Annotated in this window: 18 protein-coding genes and 1 riboswitch; of the genes, 5 read left to right on the forward strand and 13 right to left on the reverse strand. The window is 52.7% G+C overall.

Annotated elements, in window-relative coordinates; genetic code table 11:
• Positions 1–15 precede the first annotated feature (15 nt).
• The 3 genes from gcvP to gcvT form a co-directional block, all read right to left on the reverse strand.
• On the reverse strand, positions 16–2,844 hold the full coding sequence (gene gcvP / locus AB8881_08915) for an aminomethyl-transferring glycine dehydrogenase (GenBank protein XDZ62668.1): 2,829 nt from the start codon (positions 2,842–2,844) through the stop codon (positions 16–18).
• A 192-nt stretch (positions 2,845–3,036) separates the two neighbouring features.
• Complete coding sequence (gene gcvH / locus AB8881_08920) at positions 3,037–3,399, reverse strand: glycine cleavage system protein GcvH (GenBank protein ID XDZ62669.1); 363 nt, start codon at positions 3,397–3,399, stop codon at positions 3,037–3,039.
• A gap of 30 nt (positions 3,400–3,429) precedes the next feature.
• Positions 3,430–4,539, reverse strand: coding sequence for a glycine cleavage system aminomethyltransferase GcvT (gene gcvT, locus AB8881_08925; GenBank protein XDZ62670.1), 1,110 nt, complete (start codon positions 4,537–4,539; stop codon positions 3,430–3,432).
• Positions 4,540–4,752: 213 nt separating this feature from the next.
• A riboswitch (glycine riboswitch) is annotated at positions 4,753–4,855 on the reverse strand.
• Between the two features lie 207 nt (positions 4,856–5,062).
• Between gcvT and AB8881_08930 the strand changes: the two genes are divergently transcribed.
• Both AB8881_08930 and AB8881_08935 read left to right on the forward strand, forming a co-directional pair.
• Positions 5,063–6,841, forward strand: coding sequence for a M3 family oligoendopeptidase (locus AB8881_08930; GenBank protein ID XDZ62671.1), 1,779 nt, complete (start codon positions 5,063–5,065; stop codon positions 6,839–6,841).
• A gap of 83 nt (positions 6,842–6,924) precedes the next feature.
• On the forward strand, positions 6,925–8,241 hold the full coding sequence (locus AB8881_08935; protein XDZ64540.1) for an ABC1 kinase family protein: 1,317 nt from the start codon (positions 6,925–6,927) through the stop codon (positions 8,239–8,241).
• Between the two features lie 141 nt (positions 8,242–8,382).
• Here AB8881_08935 and AB8881_08940 read toward each other — a convergent pair whose 3' ends face one another.
• The 3 genes from AB8881_08940 to rpsU all read right to left on the reverse strand — a co-directional run bounded on the left by AB8881_08940 (position 8,383) and on the right by rpsU (position 11,817).
• On the reverse strand, positions 8,383–9,822 hold the full coding sequence (locus tag AB8881_08940; GenBank protein ID XDZ62672.1) for an NAD(P)(+) transhydrogenase (Re/Si-specific) subunit beta: 1,440 nt from the start codon (positions 9,820–9,822) through the stop codon (positions 8,383–8,385).
• A gap of 13 nt (positions 9,823–9,835) precedes the next feature.
• Complete coding sequence (locus AB8881_08945) at positions 9,836–11,407, reverse strand: Re/Si-specific NAD(P)(+) transhydrogenase subunit alpha (protein ID XDZ62673.1); 1,572 nt, start codon at positions 11,405–11,407, stop codon at positions 9,836–9,838.
• 206 nt (positions 11,408–11,613) lie between these two features.
• Positions 11,614–11,817, reverse strand: coding sequence for a 30S ribosomal protein S21 (rpsU, locus tag AB8881_08950; protein ID XDZ64541.1), 204 nt, complete (start codon positions 11,815–11,817; stop codon positions 11,614–11,616).
• Between the two features lie 297 nt (positions 11,818–12,114).
• On the opposite strand from rpsU, the gene AB8881_08955 reads away from it, so the two are divergent.
• Positions 12,115–12,777: a COQ9 family protein gene (locus AB8881_08955; GenBank protein ID XDZ62674.1), complete on the forward strand. Its 663-nt coding sequence runs from the start codon at positions 12,115–12,117 to the stop codon at positions 12,775–12,777.
• Between the two features lie 221 nt (positions 12,778–12,998).
• Positions 12,999–13,916, forward strand: a complete 918-nt coding sequence (gene metA, locus AB8881_08960) for a homoserine O-succinyltransferase (protein XDZ62675.1) — start codon at positions 12,999–13,001, stop codon at positions 13,914–13,916.
• A gap of 14 nt (positions 13,917–13,930) precedes the next feature.
• Here metA and AB8881_08965 read toward each other — a convergent pair whose 3' ends face one another.
• The 4 genes from AB8881_08965 to AB8881_08980 all read right to left on the reverse strand — a co-directional run bounded on the left by AB8881_08965 (position 13,931) and on the right by AB8881_08980 (position 16,431).
• A complete protein-coding gene (locus AB8881_08965) occupies positions 13,931–15,034 on the reverse strand; it encodes a 5-(carboxyamino)imidazole ribonucleotide synthase (protein ID XDZ62676.1) in 1,104 nt (367 codons plus the stop codon).
• On the reverse strand, positions 15,012–15,506 hold the full coding sequence (gene purE / locus AB8881_08970) for a 5-(carboxyamino)imidazole ribonucleotide mutase (GenBank protein ID XDZ62677.1): 495 nt from the start codon (positions 15,504–15,506) through the stop codon (positions 15,012–15,014). The genes AB8881_08965 and purE overlap by 23 nt, the downstream gene beginning before the upstream one ends.
• A 109-nt stretch (positions 15,507–15,615) precedes the next feature.
• Positions 15,616–15,810: a YdcH family protein gene (locus AB8881_08975; protein XDZ64542.1), complete on the reverse strand. Its 195-nt coding sequence runs from the start codon at positions 15,808–15,810 to the stop codon at positions 15,616–15,618.
• A 57-nt stretch (positions 15,811–15,867) separates the two neighbouring features.
• Positions 15,868–16,431: a DUF1013 domain-containing protein gene (locus AB8881_08980; GenBank protein XDZ62678.1), complete on the reverse strand. Its 564-nt coding sequence runs from the start codon at positions 16,429–16,431 to the stop codon at positions 15,868–15,870.
• 207 nt (positions 16,432–16,638) lie between these two features.
• Between AB8881_08980 and AB8881_08985 the strand changes: the two genes are divergently transcribed.
• Positions 16,639–16,824, forward strand: a complete 186-nt coding sequence (locus AB8881_08985; protein XDZ62679.1) for a DUF1192 domain-containing protein — start codon at positions 16,639–16,641, stop codon at positions 16,822–16,824.
• A 21-nt stretch (positions 16,825–16,845) separates the two neighbouring features.
• Here AB8881_08985 and AB8881_08990 read toward each other — a convergent pair whose 3' ends face one another.
• From AB8881_08990 to AB8881_09000, 3 genes are read right to left on the reverse strand one after another with little or no spacing between them, the layout of a single operon-like run.
• Complete coding sequence (locus tag AB8881_08990) at positions 16,846–17,835, reverse strand: folate-binding protein YgfZ (protein ID XDZ62680.1); 990 nt, start codon at positions 17,833–17,835, stop codon at positions 16,846–16,848.
• A 34-nt stretch (positions 17,836–17,869) separates the two neighbouring features.
• Positions 17,870–18,373 carry a hypothetical protein gene (locus AB8881_08995; protein XDZ62681.1) on the reverse strand — a complete coding sequence of 168 codons (504 nt, stop codon included), beginning with the start codon at positions 18,371–18,373 and terminating at the stop codon, positions 17,870–17,872.
• Between the two features lie 12 nt (positions 18,374–18,385).
• Positions 18,386–19,702, reverse strand: coding sequence for an MFS transporter (locus tag AB8881_09000; GenBank protein XDZ62682.1), 1,317 nt, complete (start codon positions 19,700–19,702; stop codon positions 18,386–18,388).
• Between the last annotated feature and the right edge of the window lie 235 nt (positions 19,703–19,937).

Raw genomic sequence — 19,937 nt, forward strand, 5'->3', positions numbered from 1 at the left:
TTCTGTATCAGCTGATTATTCCGCCGCCTGCTGTTCCCAAAACTCCATTGGCGGGCACGCACAAATCAATGCTCGGTCGCCAAGGGCGTTATCAACACGGTTTACCGGCGGCCAGTATTTATTGGCCTGAAAATTGCCGTCGGGGTCACCCGCTTGCCTGCGGCTGTAAGGATGCGTCCAATCATCGGCCATAATGTCGTCGGCGGTATGTGGTGCATTAACCAGCGGATTATCATCACGGGGCCATGTGCCATCGGCAACGGCGCGGATTTCCGCAGCAATGGCAATCATCGCATCACAAAACCGGTCAATTTCGGCAAGTGATTCAGACTCGGTTGGTTCAATCATCAACGTGCCAGCAACTGGAAATGACATGGTTGGAGCATGAAATCCATAGTCAATCAGCCGTTTGGCGATGTCTTCATTGCTAATGCCGGTGGCATCCTGAATTTTGCGGATATCAATGATACATTCATGTGCAACGCGGCCATGGCGGCCGGTATATAGCAATGGATAGCTATCATGCAGCCGTTTGGCGATATAATTGGCCGATAGAATGGCTGTTGCGGTGGCGTCGATCAGCCCATCTGGCCCCATCATGCGGATATAGGCATAGGTAATCGGCAAAATACCTGCCGAGCCAAATGTGGTGGCACTGACCGCACCGACCCCATCAAGTGGTGATCCGGGCAGGAATGGTGCCAAATGCGCTGCAACCCCGATCGGGCCAATGCCCGGGCCACCGCCACCATGCGGGATACAAAAGGTTTTATGCAGGTTCAGATGGCTGACATCCGCACCAAATTCCGGTGGCGCGCAATGGCCGACAAGCGCATTTAGGTTTGCACCATCGACATAAACCTGCCCACCAGCGGCATGGATGATCGCACAAACATCGGCAATTGCCTCTTCAAACACGCCATGGGTTGACGGATAGGTCACCATCAAAGCGGCAAGATTTTCTTCATATTGGGCGGCCTTGGCACGCAGATCATCAAGATCAACATCCCCCGACGCATCACATTTCACCACAACAACTTTCATGCCGGCCATCGCCGCTGAGGCTGGATTGGTGCCATGTGCGGATGACGGGATCAGGCAGATATTGCGGTGATGATCACCGCGCGACTGATGATAGCGTGAAATCGCCAGCAACCCGGCAAATTCGCCCTGCGCGCCGGAATTTGGCTGCAATGACATCGCGGCATAGCCGGTGCATTGGCATAGCATCTCTTCCAGCCGTTCGATCATTTCGCGATAGCCAACGGTCTGATCATCCGGTGCAAAAGGATGGATATTGGCAAATTCTGGCCATGTAACGGGCATCATTTCAGCGGTGGCGTTCAGCTTCATCGTGCAAGACCCAAGCGGAATCATGCACCGGTCTAGCGCCAGATCACGATCTGATAACCGGCGCATATAGCGCAGCATTTCAGTTTCTGAACGGTAGCTGTGAAATACCTCATGCGTTAGAAACTGGCTTGTCCGGCCAAGCTCGGCAGGTAGGCTGTTTATCTGATCATCGCCAACATGGCCGCCAAGTGCAGTAATAATTGCCGCCAAAGCTGCATCATCAATGGTTTCATCAAAACTTGCGGCTATGGCGCCATCAAGCGGGCGCAGGTTAAACCCGGCAGCAACGGCCGCAGCCATCAATTCATCGCGGTCCCCTGCCGCCTCTATGACCACAGTGTCAAAGAATGCCTGATGCCGCAGATTGCGGCCCGCACTGAGCATGGCGGCAGCAAAGCGGCGCGCCTGACGGTTGCTATGCGCAGCAATATTCTGCAGTCCTTCCGGCCCGTGCCAGATCGCATAAAAACTCGCCATAATCGCCAGCAATGCCTGTGCTGTGCAAATATTCGAAGTGGCCTTTTCGCGGCGAATATGCTGTTCACGCGTTTGCAGGGCGAGCCGATAGGCGGGCCTGCCACGTGCGTCGCGTGAGACCCCGACCAGGCGGCCCGGGATCGAGCGTTGCAATGGCTGGCTACAGGCAAAATAGGCTGCATGAGGTCCGCCAAACCCAAAAGGAACGCCAAAGCGCTGGGTGCTGCCAACCACAATATCGGCGCCCATTTCACCCGGCGGGGTCAGCAGGGCTAAGGCTAATAAATCGGCAGAGACAACGGCAAGCCCACCGCCATCATGGATCGCGTCAATATCGCCGCTGAGGTCACGGATTGCGCCGGTACTGCCGGGATAGCTTAAGAGGCCGCCAAAGCAATCGGCAGCAACCGGCCCGTCGATAGCCGTGATGTCAATGATGATGCCAAGTGGCGCGGCGCGGGTTTTCAAAATCGCAATGGTTTGTGGGTGCGTGTCAGGGTCAACGATAAAACGGTTGCCTTTGGGTTTATGCATCCGGTGCGCTAGTGCCATCCCCTCGGCAGCAGCGGTGGCCTCATCAAGCAGTGATCCATTGGCAATATCCATCCCGGTCAGATCCATAACCATTGTCTGAAAATTCAAAATGGCTTCGAGCCGCCCTTGCGATATCTCCGGCTGGTAGGGCGTATAGGCCGTATACCATGCCGGGTTTTCCAGAATATTACGCTGGATTACTGGCGGCGTATGGCAATTGTAATAGCCCATCCCGATCAACGAGGTTTTGATTTGATTCTTGCTGGCAAGCTCCTTTAATTCGGCCAGAATTTCATGCTCCGATAATGCCGGTTGCAACGTCATTTTGCTCTGGCGCCGGATGTTTTCGGGAATCACTGTATCCAGCAATTCGGTCAATGACGAGACATTGACGGTATCAAGCATGGTGTCAATATCAGCATCATCAAGGCCGATGTGACGGCTGGAAAAGGCAGCTTGCGGTGGGGGAAGTGATAACATGATGCATCCTTTCAAAAAAAATAGCCGGCATAAAAAAACGTGAGCCAGAAAAATATGAGCCAGAAAAATATGAGCCAGAATTAAGAGGCGGCGTTCCCATAAATGCCAGTTCGCGGCGATTAACAGTAAGCGGCTCAATTACAGCGTTTGCCAGCGCAGTGATTATGCGGCGCAGCGATTATGCGTCGCTGTTTAGTCAATCAATGCGTTATAAGCGTCCTCATCCATCAGTGATTCGAGGTCGCCAACATCGCTGATCTTGATTTTGAACAGCCAGTTTTGCATGGCGTTTTCAGGCGTGATTGCGGTCAGATCATCCAGCAATGCGCTGTTCACCTCGGTGATATCACCGGCGGCAGGGCTGTATATGTCTGATGCCGCCTTCACGGATTCGAACACCGCCACCGCATCGCCCTTGCTGACGCTGGTGCCTGTATCGGGCAGTTCGACAAAGACGATATCGCCTAATTGTTCAACCGCATGGGGCGAAATGCCAACTGTGCAGATGTCATCATCTAGCTTGGCCCATTCGTGATCTTCAGAAAATTTCAACATGATTTGCCTCCTTGTGGCTGGGATGGGTATTTAACCGCGAAAATAACGATGTGGAACGAGTGGCAAATCAGCCACGGTCATTGGTGCTTCACTGCCCCTCGTAGCGGCAGTGATGATGGTGCCAGTGTCGGCAAGTCCGGCATCAACCAGACCAAGCGCGGCTGGCCGGTCAAGGCTTGGCGAAAAGCCGCCAGATGTAACGACGCCGACCTCAACACCGTCATTCAACAGGATGGTACCGTCACGCACCGGCCGTGCGCCGGCTGCCAAGAGGCCAACAAGGCACCGCTGTGGCCCCTTGGTGAACTCGTCAAGAATGACACTGGCGCCGGGAAAATCGGCTGCCTCGCGCCGTTTTTTAGACAGCGCGAATTTCAGTCCGGCCATTGTCGGGGTAATGGTTTCGTCCAATTCATGCCCCCAAAGCGGCAGACCAGCCTCAAGCCGCAGCGTGTCACGTGCGCCAAGACCGGCAAGTGTGACCTTACCCGTTGCCATGAATGTCTCGGCGACCTCGACGGCCGTGCTAGCCGGCATTGAAATTTCAAAGCCATCCTCGCCGGTATAGCCTGATCGCGTTATTACAAGCGGGATTGAGTGAAGCTCAAATCGCCGGATATCCATAAAGCGAAAGCCGTCCAGATCAAGGCCGAGGCTGCTTAGCACCGCGCCAGCTTGGGGGCCTTGCAGGGCCAGCAGGGCTTTATCGTGATGCACGTTTATTTTGGTATTGGCCGATTTGGGCTCGGCGTCTAGATTCTGGCGCAAATGATCAATATCATGCTGCGCCCGACCCGCATTGACGACAAGGTGAAGATTGCCGTCGAGGCGTGCCACCATCAGGTCATCAAGCACACCGCCCGTATCATTTAAAAACAGTGAATAGCGCACCCGCCCTTCGGCAACCGCGCCAATATCGGTTGGTGTTAACCTCTCAAAAAAGGCGTCTGCACCTGACCCTGATAATTCGATCTGAACCATGTGCGACACGTCAAACAACCCGGCGCCATTGCGAGTCGCAAGATGTTCGGCCTTAATACCATGCGCATATTGAACAGGCATATTCCAGCCGGCAAACGGCACCATTCTGGCCCCGTTGGCACAGTGAAAATCGTAAAGTGGGGTTTGTTTTATATCCACTGTTCTAATCCCTTGCTCGCGCGTTAAAAAGATGAATACCGTTCTATGGTATTCGCCCCTTCTGTCGCGGAACCTGAGAGATTAGCTGTTTCCGATCAATGGTCATATTGACCTAATCGGCTGATCATCTGATCCTTTTGTCACTTCCGACTAGATCAAAAAATCACCAGTTTTCCCCTTCGGTGGACACTGCCGTGTCGCTTTCCAGAGTGCTCACATGAAAGTGTACTTTTACCTGAGAGTTTCTGGGGGTTTGCTCCTTCGGTGTTGCTGTCACCGCGTCGCTGCGGCAAGCAATCTCTCCCCTCTCATGTATCGAGCAAAATCACGCTAACGCATTTTATATTTTTCAGCAAGTCGGATGAATTTCAGGGTGCTCAAAGCCCAAAAAGGGGGCGTTTGTTGCGGTGATTTATCCAAAAAGGTTTTAAAAACACACTTGAGAATGTTCTTACCTATGCTCATATAAAAAAAGCAATCAAATGCCCGTGCCCCTATGTTGTTCGAAGAGTGAAGCTTTGCTATGCCTGATTCCTGTCCAATTTGGAGCCTGAGTGACCTCTATGATGGCGTCGAGGCGCCAGCATTACAAACCGATATTGCGGCTTGCCGTGAGGCGGCTAGCACGCTGGCGAAAGACTGGCAGGGCAAGATTGGCACAATTTCAGCTGCGCAATTGGCCGACGTGATTATCGCTTATGAGGCGGTGCTTGAACGGCTTGGCAAAGTGCAGAGCCATGCGCAGCTATTATTTGCTGCGAATATGAATGATCCGGCGATTGCCAAACACCATCAGTCGATTCGGGAAGTTGGTGCACAAATTGGCGCGTCGCTTTTGTTTGTCGAACTCGAGCTTGCGCGCCTTGATGACGGCTATATTCAGACATTATTGGGCGATGCGGCGCTTGGCCGGTTTGCGCCATGGTTGCGGCGGGTTCGTGCGATGGCTCCTTACCAGCTATCGGATGAGGCCGAAAAAATGATCGCCGAACGGGCACCAACTGGCGCCGGTGCGTGGGTGCGGCTGTTTGACGAGACAACAACGGCGATGCGATTTGCCTTTCAGGGCGGCGAAGTGACCGAAGCTGAAATTCTGGATTCGCTATCCAGCCCAGATGCGGCCAAACGCAAAGAGGCCGGTCACTCATTGTCCGCCACCTTAAAAGACCATCAACGCCTATTATCGCTGGTGATCAATACCATCACCAAGGACAAGCAGATCGAGGATGGCTGGCGCGGTTTTTCGCGGCCGGTATCATCGCGCAATCTGGCAAATGACGTTGATGATGTGGTTGTTGATGCGCTGGTGCAGGCGGTCAATGACCGTAATGCTGATTTATCGCATCGCTATTACAGTCTCAAGGCTGGCTGGATGGGTAAAAAACAGATCGACTGGTGGGATCGGAACGCGCCCCTGCCGGGCGATGATGACCGGCATTATGACTGGAGCGATGCCACGCAAATTGTGCTGGATGCCTTTCGCGGGTTCGATCCGGAAATGGCCGAGATTGCAACGCCATTTTTTACGCAGAACTGGATTGATGCGGCACCGCGGGCTGGCAAGACATCAGGCGCGTTCTCGCATCCGGTTGTGCCATCGGCGCACCCATATATTCTGATGAATTTTGCCGGAAAATCCCGTGATGTGATGACGTTGGCGCATGAGATGGGGCACGGCATTCATCAGGTGATGGCAGCTGATCAAGGCTATCTTATGTCAGATACCCCGCTAACGCTTGCCGAAACCGCATCGGTGTTTGCCGAAATGCTGGCTTTCCGCCAGCTTGTCGATAGCCAAAGCGATCCCAAAGCGCGGCGGCTTTTGCTGGCTGGTAAGGTCGAGGATATGCTGAACACAGTTGTCCGGCAGATTGCGTTTCATAATTTTGAAACCGCGTTACATCATGCCCGTACCAAAGCCGAATTGACGGCGGAAGAGATTTCCGACATTTGGATGGAAACCCAGCGCGCCGCCCTTGGGCCAGCGATCAAAACCGGCGATGATTACCGGCCGATTTGGGGCTATGTTCCCCATTTCATTCATACGCCATTTTATGTCTATGCCTATGCGTTTGGTGATTGTCTGGTCAATGCGCTTTGGCAGAAATATCAATTGGCACAGGCCAGTAATGACGGCGGTGTGTTTATCCGGAATTACAAGCATTTGTTAAAGGCGGGCGGCACCGAGCGTTATGATGTGGCGCTTCAGCGGTTTGATCTTGATGCCAGTAAGCCAGAGTTTTGGTCGCTTGGGCTGGATATGATTAGCGGGATGATTGACGAATTGGAAGGGCTGGCATAGTGGCGGGAAATAGCACGCGGGACGCGGCAAGTACGCGCCAATTTGGTGGCCGTATTCGCCGATATGCAAAAGTAACCACGACAATGGGCGGGCTGGCGGCGCGGGTTGCCGGTGAACGCTATCTTGGGTGGGATATTGATCGCAGCAAACACGCGGCTGATCTGCGAGAGGCGCTTGGCGGGCTGAAAGGTCCGATCATGAAAGTGGCGCAGATCCTATCAACGATTCCCGATGCGTTACCCCCGGAATATGCCGAAGAGCTGGCCGGGTTACAGGCTGATGCGCCGTCAATGGGCTGGCTGTTTACCAAACGCCGGATGGCGGCCGAACTAGGGCCGGAATGGCAGCAGAGATTCGCCAGCTTTAGCCGGGAAGCAGTATCAGCGGCGTCATTGGGGCAGGTGCATCAGGCGGTGGCTATTGATGGCGCGCCGCTGGCGGTTAAATTGCAATATCCCGATATGCATTCAGCCATCGAAGCTGATCTCAAACAGCTGAAACTATTGTTCCAGATTTATGAGCGTTATGATTCGGCCATTTCAACATCAGATATTTATGATGAATTGTCTGAACGTCTTTTAGAAGAGCTGGATTACCGGCGTGAAGCGATGAACATGCAGCTTTACCGTCATATGCTTGCAAATGAGGCAAAAGTACAGGTGCCCACCCATATCGCCGAATTATCGACCGACCGGCTTTTGACAATGAACTGGCTCGAAGGCCAGCGGCTCATGGCGTTTCTTGAGACCAATCCCGATCAGGAAACACGGAATGAAATTGCCAAAACAATGTTTCGCGTCTGGTATGTGCCGTTTTATTATTATGGTGTGATCCATGGCGACCCGCATTTGGGCAATTATTCGATCGCCAAGGACCATAGTATCAATCTGATGGATTTTGGCTCAATCCGCCTGTTCCGGCCGCAATTTGTCGCTGGTGTTATCGAGCTTTATAAGGCACTCCGCGACAATAACCGCGATCAGGCGGTTGATGCCTATGGGCGCTGGGGATTTGTCGGGCTGGATAATGAAGCGATTGATGTATTGAATATGTGGGCCGAATTCATCTATGCGCCGCTTCTTGAAAACCGGGTTCGCCCGATTCAGCAAATGCGTGGTGGTCAGGCCGGACGTGACCTTGCAGGCAAGGTTCATACCGAATTGAAACGTATTGGCGGCATTAAACCGCCGCGTGAATTTGTGCTGACCGATCGGGCGGCTGTCGGGCTTGGTTCAGTGTTCATGCATCTTGGTGCCGAGGTGAATTGGCATGAATTGTTCCATGAATTGATTGATGATTTCTCGGTAGACGCATTGGCTGAACGGCAACGTAGCGCCGCCGCCGAGGTTGGCCTGCCAGACAGTCTGATTGCCGCTAACCATAGTGAAGCCAACGCCTGAGCGCGTGATGGTGCGTTAGCCATGAAACGATGTATGGTCAAACACTGCATCGCAAAAAAGACACAAGTAAGCGGCGGCCAATAATGGCGGCGTCACGCAAATGCGTGCATTTTGCGTGCTGTTCAGATGATCAACGGCGAATTAGCTGCTCGAGATAAGCGTTAAAAGCTGGTCGAGTGACGCCTTGGCATCACCATAGAACATGCGCGTGTTTTCCTTGAAAAACAGCGGATTTTCGATGCCCGAATATCCGGTGCCTTGGCCCCGCTTCGACACAAATACCTGCTTTGCTTTCCAGCATTCCAGAACCGGCATACCGGCGATTGGGCTGTTGGGGTCATCTTGTGCTGCTGGGTTTACAATATCGTTCGAGCCAATCACGATGGCAACGTCGGTGCTTGGGAAATCATCATTGATTTCATCCATCTCGAGGACGATGTCATATGGCACTTTTGCTTCTGCAAGCAGCACATTCATATGCCCCGGAAGCCGGCCAGCAACAGGATGGATTGCAAAGCGCACGGTCTTGCCCTTTGCCCGAAGCCGTCTGGTGAGTTCGGCAACATTTTGCTGGGCCTGCGCCACCGCCATGCCATAACCTGGAATGATAACGATGCTTTCGGCATCGTCGAGGGCAGCGGCAACGCCGTCAGCATCAATGGCGATCTGCTCGCCTTCAACTTCCATTTGCGGGCCAGCCGTGCCGCCAAATCCGCCAAGGATAACGCTGACGAATGAGCGGTTCATCGCCTTACACATGATATAGGACAGGATCGCGCCTGACGAGCCAACCAGCGCACCAACAACGATCAACAAATCATTGCCAAGGCTAAAGCCAATCGCCGCGGCCGCCCACCCTGAATATGAATTCAGCATTGATACAACCACCGGCATATCGGCGCCGCCGATGCCCATGATCAAATGATAGCCGATGAATAGCGCCAAGACCGTCAGAATGACCAGCGGCAATAACGCGCCAGATGTCAGATACCAAACAAGACAGGCCAAAGATGATACGGCCGCGGTGGCGTTCAATAGGTGTCCACCGGGAAGTTTGGTTGCAGCTGATGTGACTTTGCCAGATAATTTACCATAGGCAATAACCGAGCCGGTAAAGGTGACGGCACCAATCCAGATACCAAGCGATGCCTCAACCCGTAAAATATTGATCTCGGCGCCAGATTTCTTTGCCAGCAATGCAGCAAAGCCCTCAAGTGCCTTCTTTGCCATGTCATCCATCGTCATGACGTTGGCAAGCTCGAAATGCGCGTTAAACCCGACAAAGACAGCGGCCAGACCAACCAATGCGTGCATACCAGCAACCAGCTCTGGCATCTGGGTCATTTCAACCTTCGATGCCAGTTGATAGCCGATAAGTCCGCCAATAGCGACCAATACAGCGGTTAGCTGCCATAAGCCAGCACCAGGCCCAATGACGGTCGCCAAGACCGCCAGCCCCATGCCAAAAATACCATACCATACTGCGCGCTTTGCACTTTCCTGACCGGATAGCCCGCCAAGTGACAGAATGAACAAAATTGCAGCGACAACATAAACAGCTGTGGTGAAGCCTAAATCCATCGTTCTGGCCTCCTTAAGATTTCTGGAACATGGCAAGCATGCGACGTGTTACGAGGAAGCCGCCGAAAATATTAATGCCGGCAAAAAATACGGAAATTGCTGCAAGTACGGTCACCAAAAAGCTGCTTGAGCCGATCTGCAAGATAGCGCCAAGAATGATAATCGATGAAATCGCATTCGTAACAGCCATCAACGGTGTGTGCAGTGAGTGGCTGACGTTCCAGATGACCTGGAACCCGACAAATACCGATAGGACAAAGACGATGAAATGCTGCATGAAGCTGGCGGGTGCATAAGCCCCAACCGCCAGCAACAACGCGCCACCAATGGTCAAAAGCAAAACCTGATTTTTGGTCGTTTGCTTGAACGCCGCAATTTCATCAGCGCGGATTTGCTCGGCAGTACGCTCGGGCACTTTTTCCTTTGGCTTGGCGGCAATCGCTTGAACTTTTGGTGCAGGTGGCGGGAATGTAACTGACCCATCATATGTTACTGTCGCACCGCGGATAACATCATCTTCCATATTATGAACAGTCTGACCGTTCTTTTCGGGTGTCAGATCTGCCATCATATGGCGAATATTTGTTGCATAAAGGGTCGAGGATTGCGCGGCCATACGGCTTGGAAAATCGGTGTAACCGACAATGGTAACGCCGTTCTCGGTAATGACTTTCTCATTCGGAACGGTCAGATCGCAATTGCCGCCCCGCTCGGCCGCCAAATCAACAATGACCGATCCGGGTTTCATGGCCGCGACCATATCGGCCAGCCATAGCTTTGGTGCGTCTCTGCCCGGAATCAGCGCCGTGGTGATAACAATATCAATCTCAGGCGCTAATTCGCGAAACTTTTCCAACTGCTTTTCACGAAACTCAGGGCTTGATGGCGCTGCATACCCGCCGGTCGCGGCGCCGTCCTGCTGTGCCTCTTCAAAATCAAGATAGACAAACTCGGCGCCCATCGACTCGATCTGTTCGGCAACTTCAGGCCGTACATCAAACGCATAGGTAATCGCGCCAAGCGAAGTTGCTGTCCCGATCGCGGCCAAGCCTGCAACGCCGGCACCAACAATCAGCACCTTTGCTGGCGGAACTTTGCCAGCGGCAGTGATCTGTCCGGTGAAAAAGCGGCCGAAATTATTACCAGCCTCGATCACCGAGCGGTATCCGGCAATGTTTGCCATTGATGATAGCGCGTCCATTTTCTGTGCGCGGCTGATTCTTGGAACCATATCCATTGCGATGACATTGGCGTTATGTTTCGCGATCAAAGCCATCTGGTCTGTGTTTTGCGCTGGATAAAAGAACGATATTAGCAGCTTGCCCTTCGTCAGCAGCTTAACCTCGGCTGCTTCTGGCGGCCGTACCTTGGTAATGATGTCAGCAGTCTTCCACAGGTCTTCGGCGGTTTTGGCAATTTTGACGCCCGCCTTTTCATAGGCCGCATCAGAAAATCCGGCATCGACACCAGCCCCTGACTGCACAAGACAATCATATCCAAGCTTTTGCAATTGTGTGGCACTGTCGGGCGTCATGGCGACGCGCTTTTCATCAACAGCTATTTCCTTCGGAGCACCAATTATCATCTTGTAGGTTCCATCATGCACATAAAAAAGTCGTTTAGCCTCATTGTTTTGGCCGATTGGTTGTGACTATGCAAGCCAAAACCAAGACAAGCCAGAACCGAAGCTTTCCTGATTGCCGACAGGGCTTGGCTGCCTGCTACATATGAAAAAACCGCCAACTGGTTGGCGGCTTTTATGTTGTAGGACCTAACCAAGCTCTGCTTGGTCTAGTAGCCCTCGCGTTCCAAACGTTTGCGCATTAATTTGCGCACCCGACGGGTTGACTCGGCAGCCTCGCGCGCGCGGCGCTCGGATGGCTTTTCATAGGACCGGCGATTTTTCATTTCGCGGAACACACCTTCGCGCTGCATTTTCTTTTTCAGAACACGCAGTGCCTGGTCAACATTATTGTCTCTAACGGTGACGTACACGTCTTTCACATCCCTTCTAAAGATTGCTGATAATCCGTTTTGAGTAGGCGCGTTGTTTATCATAGCCGATCATAAGTTGCAAACATTAAACCACCATCTTTCGTCGCCGGGCTGGCAATGCGCCGCAATATACCTATATAATGCTGAGGTATGATGCGAAGGCGATCTCGAAACGAGCCTTATATGATAAAAGGCAAGGCGGGGGCTTATATCGGGGGCTTATATCGGGGAATTGTCTCTAATATCGCAGCGTTTGGCGTAAACCTCTTATCCAAAGGAAATTCAAGGAAACCATCCATGCAAGATGATTATTTCCAGCCTAATCCTTATGCTGTTGCGATTTTGCGTGCATCAATGCTGCATGTGCCATTTGACGGATGGGGTGAGGCAGCGCTGCTTGCTGGTGCCGCCGATTCGGGATATGAGCCCGATGCTGTTCATGCGGCGTTCCCGCGCGGCGCGATTGACGCAATCGCCCTTCATTCCCGTCTTGCTGATCACGCAATGGTTGAGGCGTTTATGGCGCTTCCGCAACGCCCTGATAAGGTGCATTTGACGATCCGTGCATTGGTGCTTTTGCGGCTTGAGATCGCCCAGCCGGAAAAGGATGCGGTCCGTCGCGCGCTTAGTATATTGGCAATGCCAGTCAATGCGAAATTATCGGCCACACTATTATATGAAACAGTCGATGCGATGTGGCGCGCTGCAGGCCAGCGTGATACCAGCTTTTCTTTCTATACAAAACGGGGGTCTTTGGCCGCCGTTTATAGTGCCACCATGTTGGCCTGGCTGGCAGATAATAGCGGTAATATAGACGGGACGGTTGCGTTTCTTGATCGGCGACTTGCCGATATTGCTCGCATCCCCAAAATTACCAAACCGGTGCGCACAATGATGGCGGCTGGTGAGCGTTTTGCCAGCGGCATAATCCAAGGTTTGGGTCGGCGGCATTCGCGCTAGCCCGTTATCCACCGTAACTCGTCAGTATCAGAGTATTCGTTCACTAGATTTTAGCCCCTCAACAGGAGCCGTCATAACCCTGCCAGCGAGATGCTTGAGCATGTTTTGCTGCATTGGACATTGGGCAGAAAATCGGTATAACGCGGTAAGATGTGCGGGGTGAGCCGCGATCAGATTTGTCGATCATCATCACCGGATGGTGATTACCAAAAGGAGCCTCTATGCCGATTAGAGTACCTGATAATTTGCCGGCGCTCGAAGAGCTGCATGCCGAATCGGTTGATATCATGCCGCAGCATCAGGCGGTTAGTCAGGATATCCGGCCATTAAGGTTGCTTTTGCTCAATCTGATGCCGAAAAAACGCGATACTGAAATCCAGTTTGCCCGTTTGTTTGGGAATTCGCCGTTGCAGGTTGAAATGATCCTGATGACCACCGCTAGCTATACGCCGCGCAATACCGAGCCCGGCTATTTGCGCCGGTTTTATCGCCAGCTGGATGATGTGCGTGACGACTATTTTGACGCTTTGATCGTAACTGGTGCGCCGGTTGAAACCCTGCCTTTTGAAGAGGTGACCTATTGGCCGGAATTGACCGAAATCATGGAATGGTCGCGCACGCACTGTTTCCGCCGGCTTGGCATTTGCTGGGGGGCACAGGCATTGTTGTGGCATTTTCATCACGTGCCGAAATATGAGCTTGGCGCAAAACTTTTCGGCATTTTCGAACATGGGCTAAGCGATGTTTCGGGCCGGTTGATGAATGGCTTTACCGATAGATTTCCAATGCCGGCATCGCGTTATACGATGAACCGCAGTGAAGATCTGGCGGCGGCTGGTCTGGATGTTCTGGCCGAAGGCGGTGCGTGTGGTGCGGGAATGGTGCGTGATCCGGCAACGGGTGATCTGTTCTTGTTTAACCATCTTGAATATGACGCTACAACGCTTGGCGATGAGTATCAGCGCGATGTCGCTGCTGGTCTGAATACGGCCTTGCCGCAGAACTATTATCCGCAGGATGATCCATCACAGCCGCCGATTAATAACTGGCGGCCCTTCGCCTTTTTGCTGATGGCAAACTGGATTAATGATCTCTATCAGGCAACACCGTTTGACCTGACTAGTCTTGGCAAAAAATAATTAACTTGTCCGGTTTACGCCGGGTCCTTGATCTGCCGGTTTGTATGGCCCATTTTGCGGCCGGTTTTGGCCTCGGCCTTACCATAGAGATGCAGATGCAGGCCCTCGGTTTTGGCCAGCGCATCAAGCCGGGTCATATCCTCGCCGAGTAAATTATCCATCTGCCATTGTCCATAGCACTTGGTGCTGCCAAGCGGCATCCCAGCAACGGCGCGGATCAATTGGGTAAATTGCGAGCTGGCGCAACCTTCGATTGTCCAGTGAAACGAATTATGCGGCCGCGGGGCGATTTCATTGAAAAGCAAGCGGTTATCTTTGGTAATAAAGGTTTCCAACGCCAAAAGACCGGTAACATTCAATGCCTCGGCCAGTTTTCGCACGGCATTTTGACCCGCGGCGACAATGGCATCAGGCAAATTGGCAGGGGCCACCGATGTTGCCAGGATACCGTTTTTATGGTCATTCAGGCTGGCCGGAAAAAGGGAAATACTAGTATCGGCGGCGCGCGCGACAAGAAAACTGGCCTCGGCGGTAAACGCAACCATTTCTTCGAGGATTGCATCATCAGTGCCAAGTGCGGCAAATGCGGCGTCTAAATTATCACCTTGCCGGAGCCGGATTTGCCCTTTGCCGTCATAGCCAAGCTGACACGTCTTCAACACCCCATCACCATTGAGTTCGGCCATTGCATCCGCAAGATCAGCAGCAGTGGTAATTTGCCAAAAGGCGGGTGTTTCAATTCCAAGATCGCGCGCCAATGTCTTTTCTCGGATGCGATGCTGTGCGGTATGGAGAGCCGCTTCGCCCGGGCTGGCAAGGCAATGTTTGGCCAGAAACGTCATTGTGCTGGCGGGTACATTTTCAAATTCGCTCGTGACAGCATCAATTTGGCTAGCAAATACGGCAAGCGCGTCCAAATCATCATAGGCCGCCTCGGTGAAATTATGCGCGATGTCACCGGCCGGACTGTCTTTTGCATCGGGGGCATAAACATGCGTACGAAACCCCAGTTGGCTAGCCGCAATTACGAGCATCCGGCCAAGCTGTCCACTACCAAGAATTCCAATGGTTTTTTGCGGCGTATAGATCAATGGATTATTCCGGCGCTTCGGCGACATTATTGGTCTGGTGCTGACGCCATTCGACTAGCTTGTTGCCAAGCACCGGATCGGATAATGCCAGTATCTGCACTGCCAGCAGGGCGGCGTTTTTCGCGCCGGCAACGCCGATGGCGAGGGTGCCAACAGGAACCCCAGCCGGCATTTGCACAATTGATAGCAGCGAGTCCATGCCTTTCAACGAGGCGGATTCAATCGGCACGCCAAGCACCGGAAGATGAGTATGGGCGGCAATCATCCCGGGCAAGTGCGCCGCACCGCCAGCACCAGCAATGATCACGCCAAAGCCATTTTCATGGGCGGTTTCGGCAAAACCGGCAAGGCGGGTCGGGGTTCGGTGCGCGGAAATGATTTTGACCTCATGCGCCGCGTCAAATTCAGCCAGAATATCAGCCGCTGCCTTCATCGTCGGCCAGTCCGATTGGCTGCCCATACAAATGGCAATGCGGGGGGAAGAGGGTTTAGCGGTCATAAAAGTCTCAATTCAAATCTTGGAATATCCGGAATGGAATTAATGATACGATAGCGGTATTTGGAGGCGGGTAGATGCCCCCGTCGCTAGCTTGCGCGATTTATCCCCCTCAGGCAATGATATCCGGCAAAATCCGGCTTCGTAATCGTGCCATCTCGTCCTTTAATACAAGCTTCCGTTTTTTAAGCCGTTGCAGTTTTAGCTGATCAAAAGGCAAAACCTCGCCAAGCCGTTCAATCACCGAGTCAAGATCACGATGTTCGCTTTCCATCGCTGCAATCTGATGCTGGATATGGCGTTGCATATCTTCGGTGTCTTGGTCCACATACCGCTCCTTCGCGTCATGTGCGGGGTTTGCTGCCTATGGCAATTCCGACATATTTGAGACCTGCTCTTCGGTCTGGGTCGACCCACCAGCCTTTTCAATCGCGGCGTCCAGATCATCCTGCCGGCAAAGGCCCAGCATGGCTGGATGTTTTGCGGTGATATTGGCGATATTCCAATGCGACCGATCACGAATTTTCGCAATGGTTTCCTTGGTTGTGCCAATCAGTTTGATGATCTGTGAATCTTTCAATTCTGAATGGTGTTTGACCAGCCACATGATCGCATCGGGTTTATCGCCGCGCCGTGCAACTGGAACGTAACGCGGGCCCTTTGTACGCCGATTCGGTGTTGGCAGATTTGACGTTGCTAGCACCAGAACAGCCGTTTGATCAGCCTCGCAACGGTCAAGTTCTTGGCGGGTAAGCTGACCGTTCAAAATCGGGTCATAGCCTTGAATACCAACGCCGGCTTCGCCATCGGCAATTGACTGAACCTCTAGCGGATGAAGGTTGCAAAAGGCACCAATCTGGTCAAAAGACAACGCGGTGTTATCAATCAGCCATACGGCAGTTGCTTTCGGCATTAATAATTGTGTCATATGTCTTACCTATTGCCGCCCTAGCCGGCGCCGCGATAGACATGGGCTAGCCAGGTGCGTTTCATTCATTGTGATTAAGTGAAAACGTCGCCGTATTATAGGCGTGATTGCACAATATTGCAAAGCCTGCCTTCCCCGAAGCCAATAAAAAGTGCAAATTGACAGCAAAACAACCTCAAAACCGGCGTTAAATTCGAGGAGCAGGTAATGGATGATGAATTGGATCGGTTGAAACCAGCTGGATTGCCAGCTGATATGCAGCGTTGGAATATCGAAGATTTAGACGCTTATGTTGCGGCAATGAAGGCCGAGATCGCGCATGTTAAAACGCTGATTGATGAAAAGACAAAAATCCAGTCAGCGGCGGATGCCCTTTTTGGCGGCGGTAGCTAGCCTTTCATGATACGCGAGTAATTATGCTTTCGCCGGGCGCGGCAATGGCAGCATCCAATCGGGCAAGGCCAGTTCAGCCGCCTCGCCATTAACGCTCAGGCGATTATGTGCTTCATCGTCCAGGACAAGGTGAATGTCACTTAGCTTTAACAATGCCAAGCAAATCGAAGATGGGAGATCAGGTGAAGACTGGCTGTCACCACTCTGGCCATCATGATTCTGGCTGTTATTATTGGGCGTGGCAGATGCTGGGATGGTGTATGGCGCTGAAGTTTTGCTGTTGCCGATGGATTTTTCGTTCACAATGATCTCACTATCAACCGGTGGCGGCGCCCCCCATACAATCAGCGGTACAAGGCGGCGTTTTACGAGGCCGCGATAGTGTGTTCGGGCGGTTACCTCCTGCCCGACATAACAGCCCTTGTCGAAATCAACCGCGCCAAGCCGGTCGAGTCCGGCCTCAAGCATCAATGCCCGTTCCGGGGTTAGATCAACCGGTCCTTCGGGAATGGCGGCGGCAATTCGTTTGGTGTGCCAGTGATCAATCCTGCCGCTTTTGGCTGGCAAATCACGCGCCTCGACAAGGCAATGGGTGCCAAGGCTGGAACTGCGCGGGTCGGGGCAGGCCATAATTGGGTTGATGCTGCCCAAAACCCCATCCATATCCGGCGTTGGCACGCCCGGTATTAGCAGCAGCCTGATATCAGGTTCAACCGCCAGATCAATTGGACGCCGCAGTCGATAGCGGCGAAGCCGGGTAAACAGATCATCGCGCCGCGTCGCATCACTTCGCAACAGAAACCGGCTCTTGCCAAGCCGGTAAACCATCATGTCGATCAATACGCGCCCTTGCGGGGTTAGCAACGCACTAGGGCGGCACGCGCCTACTGCCAGCGTTTCAACATTTGCCGTGATGATGGATTGCAAAAAGGCACAAGCCTCATCACCGGCCACCGTGATAAAACCGGTGTCGGGATGACAAATCAGGGCGTCTTCAGGCGTCGGTGTCATTGATTTCGCTCGTTTGAAAATGGCGTTAAGGCATTTACTCGATGATGGTCACTTTGCCATGATAGGGGGCGATATAAAAGCGTCGTTTACTCGCCCAAAAACAGCGTTTTTCATCGGGCCAGATTTCTCGGTAGCTCGGCGTATCGGTGAAGTAATATGTCTGTGAGCAGCCAAAATAACGAACCGTGAACAGCTTGTCACCAAGGCTCAATTTGCCCCGATCGGTTCGCGAAATGCGGATTGCTGGCAGGCTAGATGAAAAACACTGCCCCTTTTTGTTGCTGCGGCAGGCGGTTTCAGTCGAGCCAAGCATCCTGATATACCGCAATCTACCCTCTGCAAGCTGAAAGCCCTCATCATCAAACATCTTGCATTCATCGTCCGGGGCGCGTTGCCGCTGGGCGAATTCACAACTAAACCAAAAACCGGGCCAGTCGTCGCCATCAACGGTAAAGCTCTTGGTGGCGGCAGATGCCGAATGCGGCGGCAACAGACCGGTAACAAGCGCGGCAATGATGATTAGGCGACGAAAATCCATAACGTCTATCATTCACAAAGGTTTTCGATAATGCAAGACAAGCATCGCCATGAGCTGAGCACCACCCGCAAGCGCAATATTCATCCCCAAAACCGCGCCAAGCCCAAGACCTGCATCAATCATCCACCCCATTAACATTGGCGATAGGGCTGAGGCAAATACTGCAACCGGCAAAAGCATCGCTTTGATCTCGCCCATATAGCGAGTGCCATAAACCTCGGCTGTCAGGGCGGCGTTGGTTGCGTGCGGCATACCGATTGCCAAGCCAAACAGAATGAAAAATAGCGGCACGCCAATCTCAGCCGACCCCAACCATAAGGCAAGACAGGCAAGGCTGTTCGGCAAAAGCGTATGCGGCGCAACGAGGCGTGCCGAAAACCGGTCGATCAATTGACCAATGCTTAAGCTGCCGATAACAGCAAAAAGCGCATAAAGCGCGTAGCTTGCTGTCCATGTGGATAAGGCAACGCCTTTTGCCTCGGCTAAATAAATCTGGTGAAATAACAGACCGGTCAGAACAAAGGATGGCACTGCCGCCAGCCATATAAACGCCAGCCAGAAAGCCGGATCGCGAATAACCTCGGTGCGGCGCCACTGCTTTTTTTGGGGTTGAGCGTGGTCAGAGCCGGATAGGCCGGCACCGGATGCAGAATTATCAGACGAATTGACGCCAAGCCCTTCAAGGCCCTCGCCATCCTGCAAGCCGGTGCGCTGTGTAAGGTAACGCAGGAACGGCGCAAGGGTTATAAAAGCGATAGCCGGCAGGCCAATCCAGAGGCTGCGCCAGTCGAAAAAAGCCAGAAGTGCGACAATGCTTGCCGGGCCGATTGACTCGCTAAGCGTGTGGCCAAGCTGAGCAATCGAAATAGCCCGCCCGCGCGCGGCGAAATAGCGCCGTGCCATTGCCGTTGTGTAAACATGTGTCATCATGCCCTGGCCGAACATGCGCAGTAGATACAGCCCCCCGACCAGCATCCAGATTGATGAAATCTGGCTGAACATGATCGCCGCACAACACAGGCCGGTCAGGATGAGAAAGGCTAGTTTTTCGAGCCGCATCGTATCAGCAAGCTTGCCAAGCCAGATCAGGCTGATTGCACTGGCGGTAGTTGCGGCTGCATAATAGCTGCCAAAACCACCGTGACTTAGGTCAAGCGTGTCTCGGATTTGGGACGAAAATAGCGAAATGAAAAATGTTTGCCCCAATGATGACCAAAAAGCCATCAACAGCCCAAAAAGCAAAAACCGCCATTCGGTTATAACAAATTCGCGGTTGCCGATTTGGCGTTTTGGCGAGGGTGATAAAAGTGATGTCGGAGTGGGCGTCATGCCGCAGTTCAGCATGATGATGCGGCGCTGACAAGCGGCAAGATCATTTGCCTCTGCTATGATTAATTATATGGTTCGGGAATGGTTCGCTGGGGACTAATTATTTTTGTGTTAAAACTTGAAATAATATTCAGATGCTCCCACATCAATTGCATACCAGTGATCCTGAAATCGAGTGACAGACCGACCGGTGTGCCGGTGCCTGCTGGGCTGTGCAATGGCGAAAATATTTTGG

It is taken from the genome of Alphaproteobacteria bacterium LSUCC0396, assembly GCA_041228345.1.
Lineage (GTDB): Bacteria > Pseudomonadota > Alphaproteobacteria > Puniceispirillales > Puniceispirillaceae > UBA3439.

Coding starts and splice junctions, on each gene's coding strand:
- gcvH (XDZ62669.1), bottom strand. CDS start 3,399: ATGTTGAAATTTTCTGAAGATCACGAATGGGCCAAGCTAGATGATGAC.
- purE (XDZ62677.1), bottom strand. CDS start 15,506: ATGACCGCTAAACCCTCTTCCCCCCGCATTGCCATTTGTATGGGCAGC.
- AB8881_08935 (XDZ64540.1), top strand. CDS start 6,925: ATGGGCGGGCTGGCGGCGCGGGTTGCCGGTGAACGCTATCTTGGGTGG.
- gcvP (XDZ62668.1), bottom strand. CDS start 2,844: ATGTTATCACTTCCCCCACCGCAAGCTGCCTTTTCCAGCCGTCACATC.
- AB8881_08975 (XDZ64542.1), bottom strand. CDS start 15,810: ATGCAACGCCATATCCAGCATCAGATTGCAGCGATGGAAAGCGAACAT.
- AB8881_08995 (XDZ62681.1), bottom strand. CDS start 18,373: ATGGATTTTCGTCGCCTAATCATCATTGCCGCGCTTGTTACCGGTCTG.
- AB8881_08955 (XDZ62674.1), top strand. CDS start 12,115: ATGCAAGATGATTATTTCCAGCCTAATCCTTATGCTGTTGCGATTTTG.
- AB8881_08965 (XDZ62676.1), bottom strand. CDS start 15,034: ATGTCGCCGAAGCGCCGGAATAATCCATTGATCTATACGCCGCAAAAA.
- AB8881_08980 (XDZ62678.1), bottom strand. CDS start 16,431: ATGACACAATTATTAATGCCGAAAGCAACTGCCGTATGGCTGATTGAT.
- AB8881_09000 (XDZ62682.1), bottom strand. CDS start 19,702: ATGACGCCCACTCCGACATCACTTTTATCACCCTCGCCAAAACGCCAA.
- metA (XDZ62675.1), top strand. CDS start 12,999: ATGCCGATTAGAGTACCTGATAATTTGCCGGCGCTCGAAGAGCTGCAT.
- AB8881_08940 (XDZ62672.1), bottom strand. CDS start 9,822: ATGGATTTAGGCTTCACCACAGCTGTTTATGTTGTCGCTGCAATTTTG.
- AB8881_08945 (XDZ62673.1), bottom strand. CDS start 11,407: ATGATAATTGGTGCTCCGAAGGAAATAGCTGTTGATGAAAAGCGCGTC.
- AB8881_08985 (XDZ62679.1), top strand. CDS start 16,639: ATGGATGATGAATTGGATCGGTTGAAACCAGCTGGATTGCCAGCTGAT.
- AB8881_08990 (XDZ62680.1), bottom strand. CDS start 17,835: ATGACACCGACGCCTGAAGACGCCCTGATTTGTCATCCCGACACCGGT.
- AB8881_08930 (XDZ62671.1), top strand. CDS start 5,063: ATGCCTGATTCCTGTCCAATTTGGAGCCTGAGTGACCTCTATGATGGC.